At 58.1% G+C, this 25,582-nt stretch carries 22 protein-coding genes and 1 other annotated feature; of the genes, 6 read left to right on the top strand and 16 right to left on the bottom strand.

Annotated elements, in window-relative coordinates; translation table 11 throughout:
- Positions 1-24 precede the first annotated feature (24 nt).
- The 6 genes from G3578_RS01040 to G3578_RS01015 form a co-directional block, all read right to left on the bottom strand.
- A complete protein-coding gene (locus G3578_RS01040) occupies positions 25-2,409 on the bottom strand; it encodes a sugar phosphate nucleotidyltransferase (RefSeq protein ID WP_165207769.1) in 2,385 nt (794 codons plus the stop codon).
- 84 nt (positions 2,410-2,493) lie between these two features.
- Positions 2,494-5,316, bottom strand: a complete 2,823-nt coding sequence (locus tag G3578_RS01035) for a 1,4-alpha-glucan branching protein domain-containing protein (RefSeq protein ID WP_165207767.1) — start codon at positions 5,314-5,316, stop codon at positions 2,494-2,496.
- A 14-nt stretch (positions 5,317-5,330) separates the two neighbouring features.
- Positions 5,331-6,005: a DUF4912 domain-containing protein gene (locus G3578_RS01030; RefSeq protein ID WP_165207765.1), complete on the bottom strand. Its 675-nt coding sequence runs from the start codon at positions 6,003-6,005 to the stop codon at positions 5,331-5,333.
- A 241-nt stretch (positions 6,006-6,246) separates the two neighbouring features.
- On the bottom strand, positions 6,247-6,693 hold the full coding sequence (locus G3578_RS01025) for an aminoacyl-tRNA deacylase (protein WP_165207763.1): 447 nt from the start codon (positions 6,691-6,693) through the stop codon (positions 6,247-6,249).
- A 164-nt stretch (positions 6,694-6,857) separates the two neighbouring features.
- A complete protein-coding gene (locus G3578_RS01020; RefSeq protein WP_241254391.1) occupies positions 6,858-7,646 on the bottom strand; it encodes a divergent polysaccharide deacetylase family protein in 789 nt (262 codons plus the stop codon).
- 62 nt (positions 7,647-7,708) lie between these two features.
- Positions 7,709-9,691: a DNA topoisomerase III gene (locus G3578_RS01015; protein WP_165207761.1), complete on the bottom strand. Its 1,983-nt coding sequence runs from the start codon at positions 9,689-9,691 to the stop codon at positions 7,709-7,711.
- A gap of 249 nt (positions 9,692-9,940) precedes the next feature.
- Between G3578_RS01015 and G3578_RS01010 the strand changes: the two genes are divergently transcribed.
- Together G3578_RS01010 and G3578_RS01005 are read left to right on the top strand one after the other, a co-directional pair.
- A complete protein-coding gene (locus G3578_RS01010) occupies positions 9,941-10,216 on the top strand; it encodes a hypothetical protein (protein ID WP_165207759.1) in 276 nt (91 codons plus the stop codon).
- A gap of 180 nt (positions 10,217-10,396) precedes the next feature.
- Complete coding sequence (locus G3578_RS01005) at positions 10,397-12,136, top strand: SulP family inorganic anion transporter (protein ID WP_165207757.1); 1,740 nt, start codon at positions 10,397-10,399, stop codon at positions 12,134-12,136.
- A gap of 16 nt (positions 12,137-12,152) precedes the next feature.
- On the opposite strand, the gene G3578_RS01000 is transcribed toward G3578_RS01005, so the two are convergent.
- A complete protein-coding gene (locus G3578_RS01000) occupies positions 12,153-12,614 on the bottom strand; it encodes an NUDIX domain-containing protein (RefSeq protein WP_165207755.1) in 462 nt (153 codons plus the stop codon).
- 142 nt (positions 12,615-12,756) lie between these two features.
- Between G3578_RS01000 and G3578_RS00995 the strand changes: the two genes are divergently transcribed.
- Genes G3578_RS00995 through G3578_RS00980 form a run of 4 tightly spaced genes read left to right on the top strand, consistent with a single transcriptional unit; the run spans position 12,757 to position 15,835 of the window.
- A complete protein-coding gene (locus G3578_RS00995; RefSeq protein WP_165207753.1) occupies positions 12,757-13,536 on the top strand; it encodes an SDR family oxidoreductase in 780 nt (259 codons plus the stop codon).
- A 15-nt stretch (positions 13,537-13,551) separates the two neighbouring features.
- Positions 13,552-14,352 carry a sugar phosphate isomerase/epimerase family protein gene (locus G3578_RS00990; protein WP_165207751.1) on the top strand — a complete coding sequence of 267 codons (801 nt, stop codon included), beginning with the start codon at positions 13,552-13,554 and terminating at the stop codon, positions 14,350-14,352.
- Positions 14,349-15,050, top strand: a complete 702-nt coding sequence (locus G3578_RS00985; RefSeq protein ID WP_165207749.1) for an SDR family oxidoreductase — start codon at positions 14,349-14,351, stop codon at positions 15,048-15,050. Before G3578_RS00990 ends, G3578_RS00985 begins: the two co-directional genes overlap by 4 nt.
- Positions 15,051-15,067: 17 nt before the next feature.
- The gene (locus tag G3578_RS00980) at positions 15,068-15,835 is read left to right on the top strand and encodes an SDR family NAD(P)-dependent oxidoreductase (protein WP_165207747.1); all 768 of its coding nucleotides are present in this window, start codon (positions 15,068-15,070) and stop codon (positions 15,833-15,835) included.
- Positions 15,836-16,173: 338 nt separating this feature from the next.
- Here G3578_RS00980 and G3578_RS00975 read toward each other — a convergent pair whose 3' ends face one another.
- The 9 genes from G3578_RS00975 to G3578_RS00935 form a co-directional block, all read right to left on the bottom strand.
- Entirely contained in the window at positions 16,174-17,562 is a 1,389-nt protein-coding gene (locus G3578_RS00975; protein ID WP_165207745.1) for an MFS transporter, read from the bottom strand.
- 17 nt (positions 17,563-17,579) lie between these two features.
- Positions 17,580-18,698, bottom strand: coding sequence for an enolase C-terminal domain-like protein (locus G3578_RS00970; protein ID WP_165207743.1), 1,119 nt, complete (start codon positions 18,696-18,698; stop codon positions 17,580-17,582).
- Between the two features lie 31 nt (positions 18,699-18,729).
- Positions 18,730-19,491: a TraR/DksA C4-type zinc finger protein gene (locus tag G3578_RS00965; RefSeq protein WP_346773935.1), complete on the bottom strand. Its 762-nt coding sequence runs from the start codon at positions 19,489-19,491 to the stop codon at positions 18,730-18,732.
- A gap of 115 nt (positions 19,492-19,606) precedes the next feature.
- Positions 19,607-22,393 (bottom strand): isoleucine--tRNA ligase, encoded by a 2,787-nt coding sequence (gene ileS / locus G3578_RS00960; RefSeq protein WP_346773944.1) that lies wholly within the window; start codon positions 22,391-22,393, stop codon positions 19,607-19,609.
- Between the two features lie 51 nt (positions 22,394-22,444).
- Positions 22,445-22,674: a binding site (T-box leader), on the bottom strand.
- Between the two features lie 60 nt (positions 22,675-22,734).
- On the bottom strand, positions 22,735-23,220 hold the full coding sequence (locus tag G3578_RS00955; protein ID WP_165207737.1) for a DivIVA domain-containing protein: 486 nt from the start codon (positions 23,218-23,220) through the stop codon (positions 22,735-22,737).
- A gap of 84 nt (positions 23,221-23,304) precedes the next feature.
- Positions 23,305-24,078 (bottom strand): YlmH family RNA-binding protein, encoded by a 774-nt coding sequence (locus tag G3578_RS00950; RefSeq protein ID WP_165207735.1) that lies wholly within the window; start codon positions 24,076-24,078, stop codon positions 23,305-23,307.
- A gap of 38 nt (positions 24,079-24,116) precedes the next feature.
- The gene (locus tag G3578_RS00945) at positions 24,117-24,383 is read right to left on the bottom strand and encodes a YggT family protein (protein ID WP_165207733.1); all 267 of its coding nucleotides are present in this window, start codon (positions 24,381-24,383) and stop codon (positions 24,117-24,119) included.
- 28 nt (positions 24,384-24,411) lie between these two features.
- Positions 24,412-24,828, bottom strand: coding sequence for a cell division protein SepF (locus G3578_RS00940; protein WP_165207731.1), 417 nt, complete (start codon positions 24,826-24,828; stop codon positions 24,412-24,414).
- Positions 24,829-24,868: 40 nt separating this feature from the next.
- Entirely contained in the window at positions 24,869-25,582 is a 714-nt protein-coding gene (locus G3578_RS00935; RefSeq protein WP_165207729.1) for a YggS family pyridoxal phosphate-dependent enzyme, read from the bottom strand.

Raw genomic sequence — 25,582 nt, 5'->3', positions numbered from 1 at the left:
GCCTTCACTCCCTTGCCGGAATGTTTATGATCTCTGCTGAAACTCGAAGATGCGGCGGGCATACACGTCTGCCAAAGCCGAGGCGGTCTCCCGGGAGACTCCCTGGGAAATGATCTTGACATGGGCTTCTTCCGTGTCGGGCAGAATCAGCACCCAACCCTGGGGTTCATACACCTTGATGCCGTCCACCAGCTCAAGCGGCATGCCCTTCATCTCTTCCATCATCCTACGCATCACTTTTCCCTTTGATGACCATGGGCAAAAGACCGTCTTCTGTTCCATGTGCACATCGGGAAGAGCAGCGGCGATCCGGCTGAGAGGCTGCTCCTGGCCGCCGAGGTAGGCGATGATTTTGACGATACTGTACAGCGCGTCAAACATGGGGTGGAACCATTCGTCCGCCGCCACTTCCATCAGCGCACGCGGCGAGAGTTTGGTCCGGACCACGTCCACGTTCAGCAGCCGCGCCATCTCCTCCAATTCTTGCGGCGCGCTTACCGGCAGGCCGACCTTTCCGCTTCGACGGCAGCACGCGACAAGCTGGAGCGCCAGCAGCTTCTCCGGGGATAACCGTTCTCCGGTCTCCGTCAAAAGCGAGAAGCGCTCCCCATTGCTTTCCACCTGCACGCCCAATTCCGCCTGATGGGTGCCGAGGCCATCCCGCATGGCGCCGGTTTCGACATGAACACCAAGCTCCGTCAACAGCGGCGCCAAAAACGAGGCGAGATACCGCTCGCATTCGAGCAGAAGCGTCAGGCTGCGCTGGCGGACCGGCTCCGCTGCCAGGCTGGCGAGGAGCTCCGCCCGGTAATCCTGCAGCACCTGGTGTTCGACCAGCAGCTGTCCCAGCTGTTCCGTCGGCGTGCGGGCAAATGTTTCCTGGGCGTAGGCATTTTCTATCTTGCGCTCCATGTCGCGGGTGACCGGCAGGCCATGCTGGTCAAAGAACCGGATCACCATGTTCTTCTCTATGTGCGACCCGTGCATCTGGATGTGAATTCCTCCCTGGCACCCATGGCGGCGAACGCCAAAACGGCTGACGGGAACCGGTGTGACGCCGAAATCGACCACATCCACGCCGGCCGAGCACAAGCTGGTCATCGCGCCATGCTTCAGCAGCTGGGAAAAGGGATGGGAGCAGGCGGAGACGGCCACGCGGCTGCCCGCTTTCAGCAGATAGGCATATGCCGCTGCCAGGCGGACGATGAATTCGGGCGTCATGTCGACATTGCCGATTCCCGCGATCCCTTCATTTCCGAACAGGCTGCGGGACTGCTTCGCAACCTGGATCAACGAGGTGGTAACCATGGCGTGTTCTTCAATTTCCCGATGGGGCCATATTTTAACGCCGTCCTTCAGATGCGCCTTCGCGCCGATGCGGCAGTTGTCGCCCACCACGCTTCCTTCGCCCAGCATCGCGCTTTCGCCGATGTACAGATTCCGGCAGACCGTCGTCCCGACCAGTTCCGCCCGACTGCCCACCAGCGAATTCTCCCAGACAATCGACCGCTCGATGCGCGCGCCCGCCCCCGCGATGACATGGCTTCCCAGCACGGAATACGGCCCTACCGCCGCGCCGTCCCGGAGGTGCACATGACTGCCGATATAGGACGGCCCTTCCAGGCGAACCGACGATTCGATGCGCACGCCCGGCTCCAGATAGATGCGCGGCGCGATCTCCTGCGCCTGGATGGCTACGTCCACCAGGCCGTTCAGCATGTCGTACTGCGCCTGCCGGTAAATCTCCAATGTCCCGATGTCGGACCAGTACCCTTCCGCCACATAGCCGTACAGGGGCTTTCCGCTTTGCAGGAACCGGGGAAACAGATCCCTGCTGAAATCCGTTTCGGTTTGGGGGGCGATCTCCGCAAGCACGGCCGGTTCCAACACATAGATGCCGGTGTTGACCGTATCGCTGAACACTTCGGACCAGTTGGGCTTTTCCAGGAAGCGGATAACCTTTCCTTCTTCATCGGTCATCACGACGCCGAATTCCAGCGGGCTCTCCACATGCGTCAGCAGCAGGGTCGCCAGCGCTTTCTTCTGTTCGTGGTAGGCGATGGCGGCCGACAAATCGAAATCCGTCAAAGCATCCCCGCTGATGACGACAAACCGTTCGTCGAGAAACGCTTCGCAGTTCTTCACGCTGCCCGCCGTTCCCAGCGGGGTCGTTTCTTCAAAATAGACGAGAGAGACGCCGAAGCGGGAGCCGTCGCCAAAGTAGCGTTTGATCGTATCCGGCAGAAACTGGAGGGTGATGGCGATTTCCGTGATCCCGTGCTTTTTCAAAAGCTCGATGATATATTCCATGCAAGGGCGATTTAACAGCGGCATCATGGGCTTGGGCAGGTGAGAGGTGAGCGGGCGCAGTCGGGTGCCTTTGCCCCCGGCCATAATGACGGCTTTCATAGAGCAGGTTCCTCCTTTTTTCTGGCAGATGCGCAAACATCGATCCAATCGGGTAAGCCAGAGCCAGGTACCCGCGGGGAATCCTTACCAAACGACCAATTGCGGCACCAGTTTGCGATACTGTTCCAGGGTATCCTGTGCCAAGCGGTTCCAGTCATAGCGCTCCGTCAGTTCGGCATAAGCCCGCTCGGCCAAGACCATGCCCGCATGCGGATGATCCAGCAGCCAAATGGCCTGATCCGCCAGGGAGTTCCGGTCTCCCGCGTACATGGTCAAGCCGTTTTCCCCATGCCGGACGATTTCCGCCAGACCGCCCGTATCGGCGACCAGAAGCGGCGTGCGATACGCCATCGCTTCCAAGGCGACGATGCCAAAAGGTTCATACAGGCTGGGGAATACCGCCAGATCGGCAAGGCAAAACAGAGCGTTGCGGGTGTCATCGTCCACAAAGCCGAGAAAACGAACCCTCCCGGATATGCCGCTGGCAGCGGCGAGAGCCTGCAGCTCATCCTGCATCGGTCCCGTACCGGCGACGACAACCGTAACGTCCGGATGTTTCGCCAAGATGGCAGGCACCGCTTCGAGCAGCAGATGAACCCCTTTTTCCCGCACCAGCCTGCCGACGAAATAGATGACCCTGCCCTCCAGTCCCAAACGGCGGCGAAGCGCCTCCACCTCTTCCCGGGGAGGCGGGGCCGGCCGTTCGATGCCGTTGGGGATCACGCTGATGTTCTCCCCGGGCAGCTCAAACAAGCGCTGCACTTCGCCGGCCATGTAACGGCTGCAGACGATGACGCGCTCCGCTTCACGGGCAAGCTCCCGCTCCACCTGGTGGATTCGCTGCTGCAGCGGTGTATGGATCCCTTGATTGCGCCCGTGCTCGGTGGCGTGAATGGTGGCGATGAGCGGCAGGCCGAACCGCCGCTTCGCTTCCAGCGCCGCGAATCCGACCAGCCAATCGTGGGCATGGAGGAGGTCGAAGCGGATTCCCTGCTGCATGAGCCGCTCCACCTCGTCCATCATGGCGAGATTCAGCTGAAAGACCCAATCGAGAAAAGCGGTCTCTTCTCCCGGTTGAAACGTGGGCACCCGCCTGACGAAGATCCCCTCCGCACGCTCTTCCTCATAAGCGGCATGGAGAGCGCTGGTCAGCACATGCACCTCCACGTTTTCTTTGGCGAGATGGCGTGCCAGGTCATAAACGGCCTTGGCCAGCCCCCCCACGGTCTTGGGCGGATATTCCCAGCACAGCATCAGCACCCTGGTTGGCGATTCCCCCCTGGATGAAAGGTCCGCAACGCTGTGTGACACGTTCACTTTATGCGCCTGTTTAGGCAAATAGAACTTTGGCAAAAGATTGGGAAAAATCTGATTCTCCTGTTCCATCGCGGTCAAGGCCGCCGGGTCCGTCTCTCCTGTCCGCAGCCAGCCGGAAAGCTGCCGAAAACGGGTCAGGTGATCATGGGTACGGCCCACGGCATAATCCACCATGGTTTGGTTGTCCATGATAAACGCCCAATCGCTGCTTTGGGCCAGCATCAATTCACGGGCGGCCTGTTTGAGGACCCGTTCCTGCAGCGGCGTCGGGGCCGGATGGGTCTGGACCAGTTCGACCATCTCCCGCTCGGCCCGATGCAGATGCCGGTAGATCCATTCATTCTTTCCATTCAGCCAGACTTCCCCGTAACCGCTGCGCCCCCAGGAGGAAAAAGGAAGGCGCGCGCGGTCATTCTCCGGATATTCGCGCAGATAATCGGACGGCGAGATCATCCGGAGGCCGGGCGCTTCCGCGGCGATGCGGCGGCAGAGAAAATCGAGAAACAGCGGCCCTTCATACCACCAGTGACCAAACAGCTCCGCATCATAAGGAGCCACGATCACCGGCTTGCGGTCCAGCTGCCTTGCGACGGCCCCGATCTGCCGCACGCGGCTTGCCAGGAAATGGCTGGCGTGCTGCGCCGCTTTGTCCCGCGCCCGCTCCGGATTATACCAATCCTTCTGCTCCCCTTTCCCCGTAATCCGGTGGTACTTCAATCCTGTGTGGATTCGGATACCAGACGGATGCAGATGAGGAGCAAGATAGTCAACATCAAGATCATAGCCGATATCACGGTAAAACTCACGATAGTCGTAATCACCCGGATACCCCACTTCCGAACTCCAGACTTGTCGGGAACACGCCGGATCCCTCGCAAACGCGGCCACCCCGTGCGCCGTCAGCAGCGGTGCGTAGAGACCGCGGCGGGGAATAGGCGTCGCGTGTTCCACCGCATGATTTTCCACAAAAAAGAAGCGCAAACCAGCCTCCGCCAGCAGTCGATCCACGCCGGGGGCATACGCGCATTCAGGCAGCCAGATCCCCTGCGGCCGGAAACCCAGAATCTCCTGATGGGTCATGACCGCCGTCTGAATCTGCGCGCGTACCGCTTCTTCCGTCATCAGGAAGGGAAGATACGCATGCGTGGCCGCGCAGGTGATCAGCTCCAGCCGACCGGCTTCGTGGAGACGGCGCAGCACGGGCACCAGCCGGTAATGATGCCTGGCGCAGTAGACGGCAATCTCCCGGAACCGCTCCAGATACATGAGCGCGAGGCGCCGTTCCGCCGGACTGCCGGCGGTTCGCTTCACTTCTTTTACGGAGAGTTCCGTCAAATTGGCGAGATAGGACATGAAGCGCTCCTGGATCAGCGGATCATCCAGCATGGTCAGGAGCGTCGGAGAGACGGACATGGTGAGGCGGTAGTCGATTCCGTCCGCCAGCAGCTTGTCGAATACCATCAGGAGCGGAATGTACGATTCCAGCATCGCCTCATACACCCAGCGTTCTTCCAGGCGATCGTCCCGCTCCGGATGGCGCACGTACGGCAGATGCGCATGCAGCACGAGCGAGAGGTAACCCTGTTCCACGTTCAGCCCTCCGCTCATTTGGTATAGAACGAGTAGGAAAAATGTTCAAACCAGGCCGGCCGTCCCGTGTCCGTCACAGGCTCGATCAGCGGCTCTCCCCATGCGGCCGGCCAGCTGCGCGGGGTGGCCGCCGGCTCCGAGCGCAGAATCGGGCAGAAGCGGCCCTGGTGAAACAGGCCGAAGTCGGCGATGTAGGTACGTCCCGGCTGGACTTCCGGCAAGTACCAGGAATGGGCATCCTCCCCTACGAGGAAGTCCCGCCATCCATGGGCGTTACCGCCATCAAAATAGCGGTCGGTCACATCATACAGCCGGATGCCTTTCTGCACCTCGCGATAATCGGTCTGCAGATACGAAGCGACCATCCGCATGCGGGGCCACGTAATTTCCCAATAGACATACAGGACGGTTGGGCTTTGCACCATCAGCCGGATGACATTCTCCCCGTAAAAGTCGGGCAGCTGCCACTCCCGCCCCCTTCTTTCCTGCCCTGCGTCCGCTTGTGTCATGCACGGAGCCTCTTGACGGGTGGGCTCTTCCTGCCCGATCGCGGCTGCCCTCTCCTGGCTGGAGGCATGCCTGGCCTTCTGCAGCTGATATTTGACCTGTCCGACGCTCAAGCCCAACTGTTTGGCAATCTGGGCGGTTGACAAATACTGGGAACGAAGCTGAAGGATTTGATCGATCACCGCTAAGCGCTCCTTTCCATGGGTTGACTTCCATGCCAGTATAACCAATCGCTGGAAAGAAGGGTGTCGAACGTTGGGTGGGGGAAAGTTCTTCTTTTGTCGTTTTCTTCTCTTTTTACATCAAAAGAAAAACCTCACCGATGTGTGATATGCACCCCTACATGCAGACATTGGAAAAAATCACTGATGGATAAATTCTTTAGGGGGGCTAAAACGGTAAGGTTTTTGCGATACAGATTATTTAACCAAAGATGCCTTCAACCTGATTTAATGCTTCCAAGGCAAGAGGTTCAATTTTCAGCGTACAGGTTCGTTTACCGGTACCTCCATAAATATAAGGGTAGCGATACAGCTCTCTATCGAGAATGCAGGGCAGTGCAACACCTACTAATGGTACGCTCCCTACTTCAAATCCGGTTACCTGCTTAACCTCTTTCCCCGAGGCTAATTTTATTTCGCTGCAGCCCAAGAGTTTTGCAATATCATCAAAGTTCACTTTGCCACGTTTTCCTGATACGATCAGGGAAAAGAAGCCTTTCTCCGTTTTGATGATCAATGTTGGAGCTGTTTGTCCCAGTTCAATTCCAAAATAATCGGCTCCATCCTGCGCAGAAAGAATCGGCTTTTCATGTTGGATTAACTCATATGAAAAATTACTGTTCTCCAATATGGAACGTAATTGCTCCATCACCAGACACCTCCGTTGATTCGGAATGCATTTCCATTTTGGCGTGAAAGCCTTCCTTCACGACATGCAGCAGATTTTTCCATTTTACCACTTCTTCGCGGGTAGGCAAGAGAGCGGCGAAATCATTTGGATCTGCACACAAAAACACCCTCACGCCGAGGGTGTTACTTGTGGATCAGCTGCGATATTTTGACGACCTGTGCCATGCTGTTGACGATCGGGATATAGGTGCGCAGCACGGAAGCCGTTTTTTTGCCGGGCGGCCCGACATGTCCGATGGCGATGGCGGTGTCCTGGACGGCGATCCGCTTGCATAACAGGCGCATCTGTTTGGAGATGTGCTGCACCGAGTAGATGTCATCCAGAAACAGTTGATTCTCCAGGTAGGGAACGCCCAGCTCCGCCGCGATTTTTCCCGCCACACTCCTGTCCGTCGTCCGGCTGTCAAGAAAATAAAGGCCGCGTTCCCTGCAAATCTGAAGGATCACGCGCATCACCCGGGGATCGGCGGTTGCCTTCGAACCCATGTGGTTGTTGATCCCGATGGCATACGGCACATCCTCGATGGCCGCGATCACCCGGCGGCGAATCTCCTCATCGCTCAGATCGGTCAAGATGGCACCGGGGCCGAGCCAGCTTTTTTTCCCTTTGCGCGGTTCCATCGGCAGGTGAACAAATACATCATGATGCTTCCGATGGGCCCATTCGGCGTCCCGTTTGGTCGTCGGCAGAAATGGCATCACCGCAATGGTCAGCGGTATCGGCAAATTCATGATCTCTTCCGTCCCGCTCATGTTGTTGCCGAAGTCGTCGATCACGAAAGCCACCTTTTTGGTCGGCTCCACGGCGGTAGCGGCAGAAAAGCTCGCCCCGGTGACGACGGGGAAAAGAACCAGCAGAAGCAGAATCACCGGGGTACGCAAACGTTTTAACATACCGGCTTGAAAACACATGGACAACGGCCACCTTGCGGATTTTTACCGTTAGTGTCTCCGTCAGTCAGGTTCCCAATCTGCTAAATTTTGCCCGCCGATGATTTCCGTGGCTTCGATGTTTTTCCCGCCGTTTTCTTCCTTCCTGCCGAGGAGCCTGTCGCCTTGGCGGTTTTCGCCCGCTTTCGCGCAGCGGGGCGGGATGCGGCTGCCGCTTCCGCAAACGCCGGGAGTACCCATGTTTTCGCCTGCTGCTTGGCATCCTCGATCAGTTTCACCGACAGCTTGCGCACCTGTTCGATAAAAACCTGTGCCGAGGCGCTGCCCTGCCCGATCTCTTCCAGCCGCTGCTCCCACTTGGCCGTCATTTCCGGGGAAGCCAGAATCTTGTCTCCGATCGCTTCGATCAGCAGCATGCCCTTGGGCGTCGCGTACACCTGATTTTTGCGCACCTCGATGTAGCCGCGCTGCTTCAGCAGCGTGATGATGCCGGCCCGGGTCGCCTCCGTGCCCAAGCCTTCCGTCTTCGCCAGTACCTTTTCCAGCTCTTCATTGTGTAGATGCTTGCCGGCCGTTTTCATCAGGGTGATCAGTTCCCCTTCGGTATAGCGCTTCGGCGGCTGGGTTCTCCCTTCTTTGACGGTGACGTCGGCCACCTGGCCGGACTCTCCCTCCGCCAGAGGGGGCAGCAGCGGCTCATCCTCGTCATCCTCCTGCCCTTCGCCAAAGAGCACCTTCCGCCAGCCCTCCTGCAGTTGCTGCCTGCCCTTGCTGACAAACTCCGCCCTGCCGTCAACCAGCGTGACCACCGTGGTGTACAGCGCAACGGCGGGGTCGTAGTGAGCCGCGATCAACCGGCGGGCGATGAGATCGTACAGCTTCCGCTCATCGGCAGACAACTTCTCCAGATCGGGCACCTGCTCGGTCGGGATAATCGCATAATGATCCGTCACTTTCTTTTCGTTCACATAGCGCCTGTTCTGCCGGATGGACCGCACGGGAAGCGGAAAAAACGGCTGATACGCCGCCTTTTTCGACAGCTTGGCCAGGATCTCGGGAAAGCTCTCCGCCTCCCCCGGCGTCACAAAGCTGGAATCGCTCCGCGGATAGGAAATGAACCCTTTGACATAGAGCTGCTGGGCGATGTCCAGCGTCTTTTTCGGGGAGAATCGGAATGCCTTGTTTGCCGTTGCCTGCAGGGAAGAGAGGTTGAAGAGCAGCGGCGGCTGGAATTCCTTGCGCGTCTGCACCACTTCTTTCACGGCGGCCGGCTTCTCCCGGCAGAAGCGGGCGATCGCCTCGGCCATCGCCTGATCCGTCAGGCGCGATTCCCCCTCTTTCTGCCATTTGCCCTGATACCGCTTGCCCTCCAGCTCGAACGTAGCCAGGACCTCCCAGAAGGGTTCCGGCTTGAAGTGGGCGATCTCTTTCTCCCGCTTCACGATCAAGGCCAGGGTAGGCGTCTGGACGCGGCCGACGGAAAAGACATCGGCCAGCCCTTTCTCCTGCAACAGAAGGGTATAGATCCGGGAGGCGTTCATCCCGATCAGCCAATCGGCGCAGGCGCGGCTGTAGGCTTCATAGTAAAGGTTGCGGGTCTCGGCTTCGTCCAGCAGATTGGCAAAGCCCGCTTTCACCGCCTTTTCCGTCAGGGAGGAGATCCACAGCCGCTTCATCGGCTTATTCACCCCGGCCTGCTGGACGATCGTGCGGACGATCAGCTCCCCTTCCCGCCCGGCGTCGCCAGCCAGGATAATCTCCCGCACGTCCGGCCTCTTCAGCAGTTCCTTGATGACACTGAACTGCTTCTTCCGGCTTGCCATCACGCGGTAGCGAAACGTCTCTGGCAGAATGGGCAGGGTTTGCACCGACCAGCGCTTCCAGGCGGGGTTATAGCTCTCGGGGGGAAGCAGTTCGCAGATATGGCCGACCGCCCAGGTGACCAACGCCCCTTGGGGAAAGTGGGGATTGGGCAGGATTTCAATATAGCCGCTGCGTTTTTTATGGGGAAACGGATCGGCCAATTTTTGCGCCTGATCCGGCTTTTCGGCAAGTATCACTTTCATGCAGGATTCTCCTCAGATCCAACTTAACAATATGTCTTGATTATATACCGGTCGGGAAGCGTTTGTCCTATCCCCAGGCCGGTTATTTTGACCGCCTATTTCCGCACAGGGGTGACAGCTACCCAGGTCATCTCCTCCACCAATGTCATAGGATACGCTGTCAGTACCTATGCCATCGCCTGTTTTTCCAAAGATATCCAGAGAGGAACGGTGAACCAGATGAAAGGAAAAGGAAAACGAGGTCGCATCGTGAAGAAATCGGTCCGTTCAGCCAACCTCACCGCCAAAAAGAAGAAGAAACAGTCCCTGGCCGATTTTTTCAGCAAACTGGATCTGGAGAAAATCAATCAGTTCCTGACGATCCTGTCCAATCCGGCCGTGCAGGAGATCATCAAGCAGATGACGACTCCCCCGACGCCTGCACCCGAGCCTGTCGTCAAGCGGCCGAGGCGGCGCTTTTCTTTCCGAAGATTGCGCGGGTTGCACAGGCGCAGGCTGCCTGTGCAAGCAGAAGGGGAGATGTAAGGTTCGACCAGCCGTCGGGCATGCCAAGTCACGGGCGGGTGTCTGCCACACCCGCCCGAATCATGCCTGGAAGCAAAACTGCCAAAATGAGAGGAAAAAACGGGTCATTTAAAAATTTGTCTAATTTTGTTACAATAAGCTACATATTCATTACCTCATACGAGAAAAGAAGGGTTTGTCATGAACAGCAACAGCAACAGATTTGCAGGCTACTCGCTCCAACACCTGCAAAAAGACCTCGTTTCCGGCAGCATCGTCGGCATCATCGCCATCCCCCTCGGCATGGCCTTCGCGATTGCCTCCGGCGTAAAGCCCGAGTATGGCATTTACACCACGATTGTTGCCGGCATCCTCATCTCTCTCTTCGGGGGAACCTCCTTCCAGATCGGCGGCCCGACCGGTGCCTTTGTTCCCATTCTCTTCTCCATCGTCATGACATACGGTTACGAAAATCTGCTGATTGCCGGCATGATGGCGGGCATCATCCTGGTCATCATGGGACTTCTCAGACTGGGCTCGTTTATCCATTACATCCCGAAGCCGGTCACCATCGGGTTTACCGCCGGGATTGCCGTCATCATCTTCAGCGGCCAGATTCCCAATTTCCTCGGCCTGCAGGTAGAAAAGCACGATGCCTTTCTCCTCAACATGAAAGAGATCGTCGTTCATCTGGACACCATCAATCCATACAGCGTGATCACGGCGCTGCTCTGCCTGGGCAGCATCTTCCTGTCCATGAAGCTGTTTCCCAAAGTGCCCAGCTCCCTGATCGGGCTGGTCGTCTCCAGCGTGGCGGCTTCCTTCTTTTTCGCCGGCAAAGTGGCGACGATCGGCTCTACCTATGGCGCCATCCCGGGTACGCTGCCCGCGTTGGCTTTCCCTGAGATTACGCTGGACAAACTGGTTCAGCTGATTCGGCCGGCCTTGGTGATCGCCCTCCTGGGTGGGATCGAATCCCTGCTGTCCGCTGTGGTGGCCGACAACATGGCAGGCACCAGGCACAACAGCAACCGCGAACTGATCGGCCAGGGCATCGCAAACATCATTACGCCCTTGTTCGGCGGGATTCCGGCTACCGGCGCCATTGCCCGCACGGCCACCAACATCAAAAACGGGGCCGCCTCGCCCCTCTCCGGCGTGATTCACGGCATCGTCGTTTTGCTGGTCCTGCTCCTGTTCGCGCCTTATGCCTCGCTGATCCCGCTGGCCAGCATGGCGCCGATCCTGATGGTGGTGGCCTGGAACATGAGCGAACGCCGGGAGTTTCTGCATCTGCTGAAGACGCGGACGAGCGATTCGCTGCTGTTGTTGACCACCTTCCTGCTGACGGTGTTCACCGATTTGACGATCGCCGTGGAAGTTGGGCTTGGCCTTGCCGTCCTGCTGTTTACCAAGAAGATGAGCCAGATCTCCATCTCGAAAGCCCTGCCCGATCCGTCCGACAGCCACAAGCCGATCGTGCCCCACATGGTGTACGAAGGGCACGACTGCCCGCAGCTACATATCTACAACATGGAAGGGCCGCTCTTTTTTGCCGCGTCGAAACGCATGGAAGAATCGATCGTCCGTGCGCTGCAAACCAAGCCGAAAATCGTCCTGCTGCGCATGGCAAAAGTGCCGCTCATCGATACGACCGGCGTAGCCCAACTGGCTGCTTTGGTATCGCAGTTGAAACGGAACAATTGTATCCTGCTTGTCTGCGGTCTCGGGGAGCAGCCCAAACAGATGCTGCAAAAAACCGGCCTGTACGACCAGATCGGACCGGAACATTTCCTCGAACATACCGGCGATGCGGTCCTAAAGGCATTGTCATACCTGGACCGGCGGGCCTGCCAGGGCTGCAGGCAGTTCGTCTTTGACGAATGCAGCCAGTTTTCGCAGACAGCCCTGCACCATCTCCCGCACCCTTCCTCCACCTGACCGGCAGGTGGAGTTTTTACCGCAATCCCAGATATTGCAGGGTGCGCGGATACACCTCGTCTTTCATGAACGGGCTGAAGCGGGGGTCGTCCGCCACACAGTGAGGAATCTCCTCAAAGACGACGGCCCCCCTGGTGTCCGTTTCCCCAGGCAAAGGCCACAACTCGTTCACTTCTGCCAGATAGATCGCCTTGACGATTTTCGTTTCCCCTATGGTAATGATATACTGCCCGATCAGTTCAATGCGGGCAAGCGATGCCCCCGTTTCTTCAAACAGCTCGCGAACGGCAGCCGCAAGCGGCGTCTCACCCCGCTCGATTTTTCCCCCGGGCAGTTCGATCCCTCTTTCTTTATGATGGGTAAACACAATCTTCCCGCCCCACAGCGGCACGACCAGCACGTGACCCGGAGGCTGAAATTCCTGCGGATCAAAGGTAAGCTGGATCGGATTGCCGAAAATATCCTGATACGCTTCCATCAAAATCTCTCCTGTCACTTGCACCAATTGGCAACTAGCATTATTGTATTACATTGTCTACAATGTATCTAGGAAAAGCCCGGCGAACGATGAGGAACCATCGTCTCGGCGGGGAAAGCAGTGGACCGATGGAGGTATCGGCTTGAAACAGAAAACTGCGCTGATTACGGGAAGCGCCACTGGACTGGGAAAGCGAACGGCCATGGAGTTAGCCCGCCAGGGGATGAATATCGTCATTACCTACATGCATAGCGAAGAGAAGGCGCTGGGGCTGGCCGCCTCCCTCAAGGAAACATACGGCGTCGATGCTTATGCCTTCCGGGCGGACGTCAGCAATCCCCGGGATGCGGAGCGCCTTGTCAAGCAGGCCTTGGAAGCGGCAGGCAGCATCCAGATTCTGGTGAACGGGGCGGGCCCCTATATTTCTGAAAGAAAGAAATTGACCGAATACAGTCTCGATGAATGGCACTACCTGCTGCATGGCAACCTGAGCAGCGTCTTCTATTTGTCGCGGCTGCTGCTTCCGCACATGCGCGCCGGGCGTTGGGGCCGCATCATCAATTTCGGCTTTGATCGGGCTGATCACGCTCCCGGCTGGATGTACCGCTCCGCATTCGCTGCGGCCAAGACAGGGCTGGTCTCCCTGACCAAAACCATGGCGCTGGAAGAAGCGGAGCATGGCATCACCGTCAACATGCTCTGTCCGGGCGATATTGTCGGGGCGCACAAGGAAGCGGACATCGCGGATGTCCGGGGGATTCCCGATCCCCACACCCCGGTGGGACGGCCCGGCAGCGGGGAGGACATTGCCCGCACCATCGCCTTTTTGTGCGCGGACGACGCCGATTTCATCACCGGCGCGGTTATCCAGGTGACCGGCGGCAAAGATGTGCTGAACAAATACCGTTTTGAAGAATCTTGATAGGGAGGAACCGGCATGAAGCTAGCCTGCCAGGAGCATTTGGTTCCCGGACATACGTTGGAGGAAAAGGTGGATTGGCTTGCGCGGCATGGTTTCTCCGGCATCGAGCTGTGGGCGTTTGACATCCGCGAGCGGGTCAAAGAGATTCAGGCGGTCTTTCGCGGCTCCCCCATCGCCGTTACTTCCCTCGTGGGCGGTTATGACGGCCACCTGTTCCATCCCTCGGCGCAGGAACGGGAAACGGCGATCGCGGGCGTGCGCCGCTTGATCGGGTATGCCGGCGAGATCGGCGCGGGCGGCGTGGTGATCGTGCCAGCGTTTGGCATCCCCAGAAGCCCCGGCGTGTTGACCCCGCATCCGCCCGCCACCCCGGAAGAGATCGCATCCTTCGGCGAAACGCTGGGGCAGTTGGCGCTGGCGGCCGAAGATGCGGGCGTCTCTCTTTTTGCCGAAGTGATCAACCGCTATGAAAGCCCGGCTTTCAACACCGTGAGCGAGATGGTGAGGGCCATGGATGTCAGCGGCTCATCTCGCCTCAAACTGCTGGTGGACACCTTTCATATGAACATCGAGGAGCACTCCTTGTCCGGCGTGATTGCGCAGCATCTGCCACGGATCGGCTACGTCCACCTCTCCGATTCCAACCGGCGCGTGCCCGGCCGGGGGCATCTCGATTTTGGGCAGGTGCTTCGCTCGCTGCAAGCGGGCGGTTACGCCGGCTATCTCACACTTGAATGTTTTCTTGAAAGCGCTTTCGATTTGCTCAACGCCAGGGATTATCTGCTCCGGCTGTGGAAAGCGGGGGATTCGTCATGAGCTTGCCGGATAAGGTGGTGCTGATCACCGGGGGAACGAGAGGAATCGGGAAAACAACGGCGGAATGGCTTGCCCGGGAAGGGGCGGCCGTCTGCGTCACCAGCCGTCATGCGGAGCCCGCAAGGCCAACGGAACCCCTGCGGGCGGGCGACATTCGGGTAGCCAGGCTTGATGTGACGGATGAAGCGAGCGTGCTGTCGCTGTTTGCGTGGCTCAGGGAGACCTCAGGGAAACTGGACGTACTCGTCAACAATGCCGGGGTGGGCATTTTCAAGCCGATCGAAGATACCACCCTGCAGGAGTGGAGAGAAGTGATGGACATCAATGTGGCGGGCCTATTCCTCTGCTCCCGCGAAGCCTTCAAACTGATGAAAAATCAGGGGGGCGGCCGCATCATCAATCTCTCCAGCATCTCGGGCTATCTGCCGCTCAGCGAAAACGGCGTCTACGGCTCCTCGAAGCATGCGGTCCGGGGCTTCTCCCAAATCTGCAACGAAGAATGGAAAGCGTACGGCGTCCATGTGACCGCCGTAAGCGCCGGGGCGGTCTGCACCGAGATTACGGATAGCCGCGCCTTCAACCCGCAGGATATGCTGAAGCCGGAGGATATCGCGGCTGTGATCGCGGATATCGTCAAAAAGCCCCCCGGCGTGCGCATCGACGAGATCCGCATTCTCCCGCCAAAGGGCGTATTGTAGGAGGTGGCATCATCATCATGAATCAAACGCAACGAATCGCGATTGTCACCGGCGCAGGACGCGGCATTGGAGAAGCCATCGCCCTCCGGTTCGCCCGGCTGGGTATGGCTGTCGGCCTCTTGGACATTCAAAAGGAAAATGTGGAACGGGTGAAGGAGGCTGTCATCGGCGAGGGCGGCGCAGCGGCAGCCATTGCCTGTGATGTGGGAAGCAGCGCGAGCGTCGAGGCGGCGATCGCTGCCGTGGAGAACGCCTTTCACGGAACGCCGCTCATTCTGGTAAACAACGCAGGGGTCGGCGGCCCCTTCCACCGCATCGATGAAGTGAGCGACGAGGAATGGGAGAGGATCATCAGCACCAACCTGCGGAGCGTCTTTCTGTTTGCCCGCCATCTGCTGCCCAAGATGAAGGCGGCGTACTTCGGTCGAATCGTTAACATCGCTTCGGTGCAGGGATTGTTCGGCGCTTCCCGCAGCTCCACGTATGTCGCGAGCAAACACGGGATGATCGGCTATACCAAAGCGATCGCCGCCGAATGGGGACCGTTCGGGATCACCTGCAACGCCATCTGTCCCGGCTACGTGGACACGGCCATGGGTGTCCAAGCCGGGGAAGTGGGCGATCACCTGCGCAAAGTGCTGGACAAAAGCCCCGTCAAACGGATTGCCCAGCCGGATGAAATCGCCGCCATGGCGGCCCACCTGGTCGGTCCGGACAGCGGCTATATCAACGGAGCCTGCATCACGCTGGATGGCGGCATCACCTGCCACGTCGGGATTGAATAAAAATCCCATTCATACATCGAACAGCACCTTTCCGAAAGCGCTGTCAGACTGATGACATACACTGTTAGAGTCATGGCGTGATGGGGCCAAGCGAGCTCCTTTGACGACCAACTCAGCGGAGAAACAAAGACGCGGGGCCACAGGGGGCGTGAGTCTCACATCCCTGAACCAGCTAATATCTTGTCAAGCCCAGATGTTGAGCCCCCTGCCCGCGTCGCGTTTCGGAGCGGACACGGCAAACTTCTGCGCGGGTCGTCAAGAGAGCGAGCAGGAACCATTACCCATGATAGGACGGACTTTGTCTGCACACTGACAGCGCCTTTCCGGAAGCGCTGTTTTCATTTTCCCTTCTCCTTCTCCTCCTTGTTGAACAGGTGATCGATCAACTCATTCACATCGAAACCGAGCGCATCGACCGCTGCGCTTCGCCGTTTTTCCGCCTGGCTCTCTTCCCTGATCCCCAGGATGTGCGCGATCTCGTCAAACGCTTTCTGCTCCTGGTCGTTCTGCTGTTTTCCGCCCGCTTGCTCCGTCTGCCCCGCTGCCGCTTTTTTCGGCTTCAGCCAAAGGAAGGCAACCCCTGCAAACAAGGCGGACAAGCCCGCGATGGAAAAAAACATGGTTTTCTTGGAGAAATCCAGCAGCCAGGTAAAGACGGGCGGCCCCACGGCCACGCCGATGAAGCGTACCCCGCTGTAGAGGGAGGTGATCATCCCCCGCTCCTCTTTCTTGACGGCCCCGATAATCATGCTGTTGAGACAAGGGAGAATCATGCCCGTCCCCAGGCTGCCGATCACCAGAACCGCGATGAGAAGATAGACGCTCTTCATGAAGCTCGCGAGGACATAGGAGGCGGCCAGCAGCAGCATGCCGATGATGACGAACAGCCGCATCAGCTGCAGCTTCTTCTTGATGATGATGCCGGTCCCGTAAGCCGCTACACTCATGACCAGAAGCGGGATAGCGAGAAAGCCGCCCTTGAGCACCCCATCGATTTTATACCGGTCCTCCAGCAGATCGGACAGGTAAAAGAGCACGCCGAAGAGGGTAAACAGGCAGATGCTGCCGATGAAGAAGGCTGGGATCAACCATTTGCCGTGCTGCCGGAACACCTGTTTGACGGACTGCACATACTGTTTGACCGGCATCGGTTTTCGGTTCTGCTTTTTTTCCTTCACCAGCAACAAGAGCAGCAGCGCCACTCCGCAGATGACGGGAAAAATCAGCAGAACCATGTACCAGGCAATCAAGGCCAACAGCGCTCCGAAAATGGGGCTTAACACTTTTCCCAGCCCGTTTGAGGTCTCCATCAGCCCCAATGCCCGGCTCTCCTGGGCGCCGTCAAACAAATCCCCGATCAGGGCCATGGCAATGGGGGCGGTTCCCGCAGCCCCGATGCCCTGGAGCAGACGTCCGGCAATGATGATGCCGTACGGATGATCCCACCAGATCGCGGCAAGTCCCCCCAACAAGCCGCCCAGACCGTAGAGGGTCAAGCCGATGGCGATCACCGCTTTTCGGCTGAATCGGTCAGACAGATACCCGGCCAGCGGGATGACGATACCGGCCGCTATGGAAAACGCCGTGATGAGAAAACTGGTTTCGAAGGCGCTCAGGCCCAGCTTCGCCTTCATGGTGGGCAGAACCGGGATCAACATGGAATTGCCCAGCACCATCACCAGCGGAATGTCTGCCAAGCCTACTAGGTTCTTCGTGTTTGCTGCCATGGTTCACTCCTCGTCTCTTACCTGTATATGCTGCCGTCCCACCGGTAGGCCGTCAGCAGCTCAAGATCGGGGGCCATGCCCAATCCCGGGCCGGTCGGGACCGCCACCGCCCCCCGGACGGGTGCGATGGGAAACAGGCGGGTAAACGGATTCTCCATCACATCCCATTCCACCGGCTCGATCTCCTCCCCGGCCATCTTGCTCCATGCGGGTAAACACGCCTGCGCCATGATAGCATAAAGGCGGGACAAGACTCCGTCAAAAGCATGGGGAGAGACCCGCATTCCGAAGTGGCGAGCCAGCTGGAGCGTCTCCCGATACCCGTCCATGCCGTCCTGATGCATGGGATCCGGCTGGATAATATCGATGGCGCCCTGCCGGAGGAGCGGCACAAACGCTGCGGCGTCCGGCAGGTTTTCGCCGCCGGCAACGGGAATCGGCAGGCGGGAACGGAGCAGCTTGTAATCAGCCACGCGCTCCATGGGCATAGGCTCCTCCAGCCACAGAAGGTTGGGCCATTCCTGCAAGAGCCGCTCCCACTGGAAAACGGCGGCCGCATCGTAGCTCTGATTGGCGTCGAGCGCCAGCCGGGCTTGCCCCTGCAGCAATGCCTGCAGGCGCCGGATATGCTCCTGGTCTTCCTTGATCGTTTTGCCGCCGATTTTTACTTTCACCCTGGCAAATCCGTCGGCAACCGCCTGCTCCACCTGGACGAGGGAGCGTTCCTGCCAGTCCGGCTCTTCCCGATAGCTCTGCAAAGAAGCATAGACCGGGATGTAATCATGCAGCTTCCCGCCCCACAGCTCGCAGATGGAGAGCCCCGCTTTTTTGGCGACAATCTCCGTCAATGCCATGCTTACCCCTGCGGCGGAACGCTGATGCCACTTCTTGATGGTGTTGACCAAGTGCAGCCGCTCCGTTGCCGGCTTCCCCAGCAGAAAGGGGATGATCCGATCCTGGAACCCAACGGCCAGCGTCGGCAGCCAATCGATCACTTCCCCCCAGCCGTCCACGCCGGAAGAAGTGATCAGGCGGATGAGAAAACAGGTGCGATACTTTTTGTAGCCGTTCGCGTCTCCGTATGGTTGCTTCAGGCGATGCAGCAGCGGGTACGTTTCCACGCGTTCAATCCGCACCCCATCCCCTCCCCATGCTGATCAAGGTGGCTCACAGCAGATCGTCCCGTCCTTCCCGCTCCGCCCGCTCTTTTAGATATTCTTCATAGTCAAGCGCATTGCCGTACCCTTCCTGCTTGCGCATATATTCCTCATACGTACCGCTGCGCATGAATCTGACGCTCTCCGGCCCGTGATACCCCTCGATCCCGGTATAGCCGATCTGCTCCACCGGCTCCACATATCCGTCCGGTTCGTCCGATTCGATGTACATTTCCTTGTAGTCGGTCTTGTCATTGTCGACAAAGGAAAACGGCGTGCTGGACGTCCCCCATGCCTCCACGATCTGCCAGGCATCCTCGCCGTCGAAGAAATTGGCATCCTCCCGTTCATCCAGCGACGTTCGTCCGAAAGGCGGCTGGAGAAACGCTTCTTCGATCGGCCGGGAGTCGTTGATGTGAGGAGCGGGTGCATGCTCCTTGCAGGTCATGGCCTGCGGCAGCGCCTCCAACCGCTCTTCCGGGATGGGGCGGCCGCAGACGGTGCAGGTCCCGTAGGTGCCGTCTTCGATGCGGGCCAAGGCCTGATCAATCTCTTTCAACGTCTCCCGATCCAGACTGTACAGGGCAAGATCTTTTTCCCGCTCGAACATTTCGGTCCCGATATCCGCCGGATGGTTGTCGTACATGGAAAATTCCTGCAATGAATCGGACATCTGCTCTTCCAGGCTGTAGTGAGGCTGGACGCGATGCTCCAGCTCCTTTTTCATCTCCAGCAAGCGCTGCCGGAAATGATCCAGCTTCTGCTGCTCCACTGACCCACCCTCCTTCTTTCTTCTGTGCCTGTAGTATGCCACAGCGGCAGGCAAAAAAAGACCTCTCCCGCTGGCAGTTATTATCAGCCAGACAGGAGAGGTCTCCGCCTCTTGCCTATTCCAATACGTGGGCGAAATGGGTGGTGACGACATCCGCGCAGCGGCCGCAGATGTGCGGATGTGCGGGATTGACCCCGACATCGGTTTTCACGATCCGGCAGCGCTCGCATTTCACGCCTTCAGCCGGCTGCACCAGCACGCTGATGCCGTCCTGTTTGTAAGCCGCTTCCGGAACGACGGCATTCAGTTGATACACCTCGACCTGCGCCACGATAAAGAGTTCATCCAGCTCATCCATCCGCGTCAGCGCTTCGTATACCTCCGGAGTTTGCGGATAGAGGGAGAGCTTGGCGTCGACGGAGTTGCCGAATACCTTGCTGCGGCGCGCCTCCTCCATCGCTTTCAACACTTCGTCGCGCACGGCGAGGAAATCATCCCATTTGCTCTCCAGCTCCGCAGCGAACGCCAGATGCTGTTCGTTGGCTTCCGGCAGATCGGTCAGCTGGACGCTTTCCTCCGTCACGCCCGGGATGTAACGCCATACCTCGTCCGCCGTATGGGGCAGAATCGGTGCCACCAGTTTGACCAGATCCACGAGGCAATCGTACATGACGGTCTGGGCGGCCCGGCGCTTCGGATTGTTCGGGGCCTCCACGTAGAGCCGATCCTTGCAGATATCCAGATAGAAGGCAGACAGGTCAAGCGTGCAGAAGTTGTGCACGGCGTGGAAAACGGTATGGAACTGGTACTCGTCGTATGCCTTGCGTACCCGTTTCACCACTTGTGCCTTTTTCGCCAGCACATAGCGGTCCAGTTCGCTCAGCTGCTCGTAGGAAACGCGGTCCCTCGTCACCTCGAAGCCGTCCAGGTTGCCGAGCAGGAAACGGAACGTATTGCGGATTTTGCGGTATACCTCCGCAATCTGCGCAAGAATCGCATCCGAGATGCGGACATCCGCCTGATAATCGACCGAAGCCACCCACAGGCGCAGGATATCCGCCCCCAGCTTGTCGATCACTTCCTGCGGCACCACGACGTTACCGAGCGACTTGGACATCTTGCGCCCTTCGCCGTCCAGGGCAAAGCCGTGGCTCAGGACGCTGCGGTACGGAGCGCGGCCATGCATGGCAACGGAAGTGGAGAGGGACGAGTTAAACCAGCCGCGATATTGGTCGGAACCCTCCAGATACATATCGGCCGGCCACGACAAGTCCTCCCGTTCGGCAAGCACCGCTTCGTGGCTGGAGCCGGAATCGAACCAGACGTCCATGATGTCCGTCTCTTTGCGGAACTCCGTGCAGCCGCACTTTTCGCAAGCCAGGCCTGGCGGCACCAGCTCATGCGCTTCTTTGGCAAACCATACCTGCGAACCTTCCTGGCGGAACAGCTCCGCGATGTGATCGATCGTCGTATCGTTGATCACCGGCTCGTTGCAGGATTTGCAGTAGAAGATCGGGATCGGCACCCCCCAGACGCGCTGGCGGGAAATGCACCAGTCGCCGCGATCCGCCACCATGTTGGCGAGACGGGTTTCGCCCCAGTGCGGAATCCATTTCACTTCCTTGATGGCATCCAGCAGTTGCTGACGGAAGCCGTCGATGGAAGCAAACCACTGCTCCGTGGCACGGTAGATCACCGGCTTTTTCGTCCGCCAGTCATGCGGGTAGGAGTGGGTGATAAAGCCCAGTTTCAGGAGAGCGCCAACCTCTTCCAGCTTTTGTGTCACGACCTTGTTGGCATCCTCATAGAACAAGCCTTCGAATCCCGGCGCTTCCGCCGTCATTTTCCCTTCGTGATCCACCGGGCACAGCACCCCGATGCCGTATTTGGCGGCGATATTGAAGTCGTCTTCCCCGTGGCCGGGCGCGGTGTGGACGCAGCCCGTACCGGCATCCAGCGTGACGTGCTCGCCGAGCAGGATCGGCGACTCCCGGTCATAGAACGGATGCTGGGTCACCACACCTTCCAGCTCTGCGCCTTTGAAGGTGGCAAGCACGTCCACCTGCTCCCAGCCGATCTCTTTGGACGCCGCTTCCAGCAAGCCGGACGCCAGCAGGTACTTGAAGCCGTTTGCCTTGACCACGCTGTACTCCAGCTCCGGATGCAGGGTGATGGCCAGGTTGGCCGGGATCGTCCACGGCGTGGTGGTCCAGATGACCACGCTCGTCTCGGTATCCAGCTTCCCTTTGCCGTCCTTCACGCGGAAGCTGACATAAATGGACGGAGAGCGTTTGTCCTTGTATTCGATCTCCGCGTCGGCGAGGGCGGTCTCCGACGACGGGGACCAGTAAACGCAGCGGAGCCCTTTGTAGATGTACCCTTTTTTGGCCATTTCGCCGAATACCTTGATCTGGCGCGCTTCATATTCCGGCTTCAGGGTGACATAGGGATTCTCCCAGTCCCCGCGCACGCCCAGCCGTTTGAACTGCCGGCGCTGCTTGTCAATATACGTCCAGGCATACTCTTCGCAGCGTTTGCGGAAATCGTTCACTTCAATGCTGCGGCGGTCAAGCCCCTGCGCATTGATGATCGCCTGCTCGATCGGCAGGCCGTGGGTGTCCCAGCCCGGCACATACGGCGCATGAAAGCCCGCCATCGATTTGTAGCGCACGATCATGTCCTTCAGGATTTTGTTCAGCGCATGCCCGATATGGATATCCCCGTTGGCATACGGCGGGCCGTCGTGCAGGATAAAGGTCGGCCGCCCTTTGGTGCGCGCCTGCACCTTCGCATAGATGTCTATGTCGTCCCACCATGCCTGAATCTCCGGCTCCCGGACAGGCAGGTTCCCGCGCATGGGAAAATCGGTTTTCGGCAGGTTTAGCGTTTTGCTGTAATCCACACTCATCTGATTCACTCCTACACTAAAAAATAAAAAAGCCCTTTCATCCCGCTTAGGGACGAGAAAGGCTCCCGTGGTACCACCCTACTGAGCACAAGCCGCCGCTCATGCCCACTCTTCCATTCGTAACGCGAATGACACGCTTGCTTACTTGCCCTTCCACAGACGTTCGGCTATCGGACTCCCGGGTGATTTTCTGCGCTGTGTGCTGGCCGGTTCCCACCTGCTCCGGCTCTCTGGGCAGCCTTGCATCGCATACTCGTCCCGTTCATCGTCGGCAGCTATGTGTTTTTGAAAAGATTGGCTCATATCTTACATGATTCCGGCACAAATGTCAATCGTCATTCCACCTCGATGGCGGAATCCGCATGCTCCAGATCGTCCCATGCGCCGTTTTCCAGCATCTCCAGCTGGGCTTCCAGCAGGGTGCGGAAACGCATGCGGTACACCGACGCACGTTTTTTCAATTCTTCGATTTCGATCGCGATTTTGCGCGATTTGGCCAGCGCTTCATTTACGATGCGGTCGGCGTTTTTCTCCGCCTCTTTCAAAATGAGCTGTGCCTCCTTGCGCGCGTTGGACTTCACTTCTTCGGCCGTTTCCTGGGCAACCAGAATGGACTTGCTCAGATTCTCTTCCAGGCTTTTATAGTGTTCTACCCGTTCGTTCAGCAGGGCAACGCGCTCTTCCAGCTCTTTCTTTTCCTTGATCAAGAGTTCGAAGTCTTTGATCACTTGATCGAGAAATTCGTTCACTTCATCCACGTTGTATCCGCGAAAACCGGTACTGAATTCCTTATTGTGTATGTCCAATGGCGTTAATGGCACGAGAACACCCCACCCTCTGCGGATTCGTTAAGCAAAATTTCGACAGGTTCGGCTGTTTTCCTGCCGGCTGCAACAAAATTTTTCCTATGCGTAGAGGCCGACCATCACCCGCAAGCGGCCGCTTTTCGTCGGGCCGGTCAGCTCCAGCACCTGAAAGCGGCCGTATCCGGCCAGCGACACCACATCGCCGGCCTGCACCTGCCGGGACGGATCGTCAACCACCTGCCAATTGATTTTCAGCTTCCCGGCCCGAATCGGCACCAGGGCTTTGGCACGGGAGAGATGATACACTTCCCCGATCAGGGCATCGATGCGCGGCGATGAGACGGTGACGCTTTTTTCCGCCCGTTTGGCCGACGGTGTCAGCACCTGCTCGAAAGGGATCTCCACCAGTTCGACGGGAATCCGGTGGATCTGCGTCACCTGCATCCGCACAAAATCGGCGATTTCCCGAGCCAGCACCACCTGGCAGCGGTCCTCCTCCAGCAGAATATCCCCAAACTTCTCCCGCTTCAGGCCGATGTGCAGCAAGGCCCCCATGACATCGCGATGCTCCAGCTTGACGAAGCGCTGGTTTCCCCTGATCTCCAGCAGGGCCAGTTGAAAATCCTCCGGCTCCGCCATCCAAACATCGGGATGGAGTACAGCCCGCACCCGTTCCGCCCCTGGATACCCGCCGCTCGCGCTCACTGCGATACCGTTTGTCTGGGAACGGAGACTCTGCAGGATCGCCAGCTGCCGGGGGTCCAGAAAATCAGTAAGGCGCATGGTCTGCTTCCGCTCTGCCTGCGTCAGCATCTCCAGCGCCCGTTCCACAAAGGGAAGCTCTTCCTTGCGAAAATGATCAAAAATGCTCATCAAAAGGTCACGCGTCCTTTATGCAAACCGTGTCGGGTCTACGGGAATATCATGCTCAGCAGCGTGAGCAGCCCGCTTTTGGCGAAGTACAGCGCAAACAGCGCCACCACAGGCGAGATGTCGATAAAGCCGATCGTGGGAATGAATCGGCGGAACGGTGCCAGATACGGTTCAACCATGCGTTCCAAAAATTGACCGATCCCGGTTTCGCGCATTTGCGGAACCCACGACATCAACACATAGGCAATCACCATGTATTGATAGATGGTAAAGGCGTAGTTAATGACTTGCCAGAGAAAAACCATGGATTCACCTCAATGAATGATCTGCCGTTTATTCCTCCACGATGCTGGAAATGTTCCCCTGCATGTCTACATTGTCAGGGGTGCATACGAAGATATGGTCGCCTACCTTCTGGATATCCCCGTTCAGCGCATAAACGGTACCGCTGAGAAAATCCACGATGCGCTTGGCCTGTTCCTTCTCCACGCGCTGCAGATTGATCACAACCGGGCGGCGGTGGCGCAGATTGTCGGCGATATCCTGCGCGTCGCTGTAGCTGCGCGGCTCAAACAGCATCAGGCGGATTCCTTCCCTCTCCCGGGCCGCATGCAGGGAGACGACATTGTTCATCCTCCCGCCGTTGCGTTTGGGATACAGCTCTTCCTCGCGCTCTTCTTCGACAATTTCTTCCATGTATTCCTCGCCTTCCAGGCCGAAGAATCCCATGATCTTATTCATGACTCCCATAACCATCCTCCTTTCCCGACAAGAACAGCGGCTTCGTTTCCTACGATTCCTCTTCGTCTTTTACCAGCACGGAGCCGAGACGGATAAATGTGGCTCCCTCTTCGATCGCGACTTCAAAATCCCCCGACATGCCCATCGACAGCTCTTCGACAGCCAGGTTGCCGTAGGGAAGCTCACGGATGCGCTCCCGCCACTCGCGCAGCCCGCGAAAAACCGGGCGCGCCTCTTCAGGGTCATCCACCTGCGGGGCCATCGTCATCAATCCGATAATCCTTATATGACTCATATTACTTGTTTCAGCAAAAAAAGCCAATACATCCTTTGGACGAAGCCCAAATTTTGTCTCTTCTTCGGCGACGTTGATCTGGACGAAGCATGGGACGACGATGCCGAGCGCTTTTGCGCGCTTGTCGATTTCCGCCGCCAGGGAGACGCGGTCCAGCGAATGGATATAGGTAAATTTACCTACTACGTCCTTTACCTTGTTGGTTTGCAGGTGCCCGATAAAATGCCAGATGCCATCCTGTCCGAAGACGTTGTATTTCGGCAGCGCGTCCTGCACGCGGTTTTCCCCGATATGCCTGATCCCTGCCGCGAGCAGATCACCGATCGCGTCGGTATCCACATACTTCGTCACCGCCACGATGGTCACCTCTTCCCGCCGGCGGCCGCTGCGTTCGCAAGCCGCCCTGATGCGGGCTTCGATTTTTTCCTGCCGGGCACGAAGCTTCTCTCGTTGGACAGTTCGATCCAT

The organism is Brevibacillus sp. SYP-B805 (assembly GCF_011059135.1).
Classification (GTDB): domain Bacteria; phylum Bacillota; class Bacilli; order Brevibacillales; family Brevibacillaceae; genus Brevibacillus_F.
Note: the sequence above shows the minus strand (reverse complement) of the source record. Positions and strands in the feature narration are given on the sequence as shown.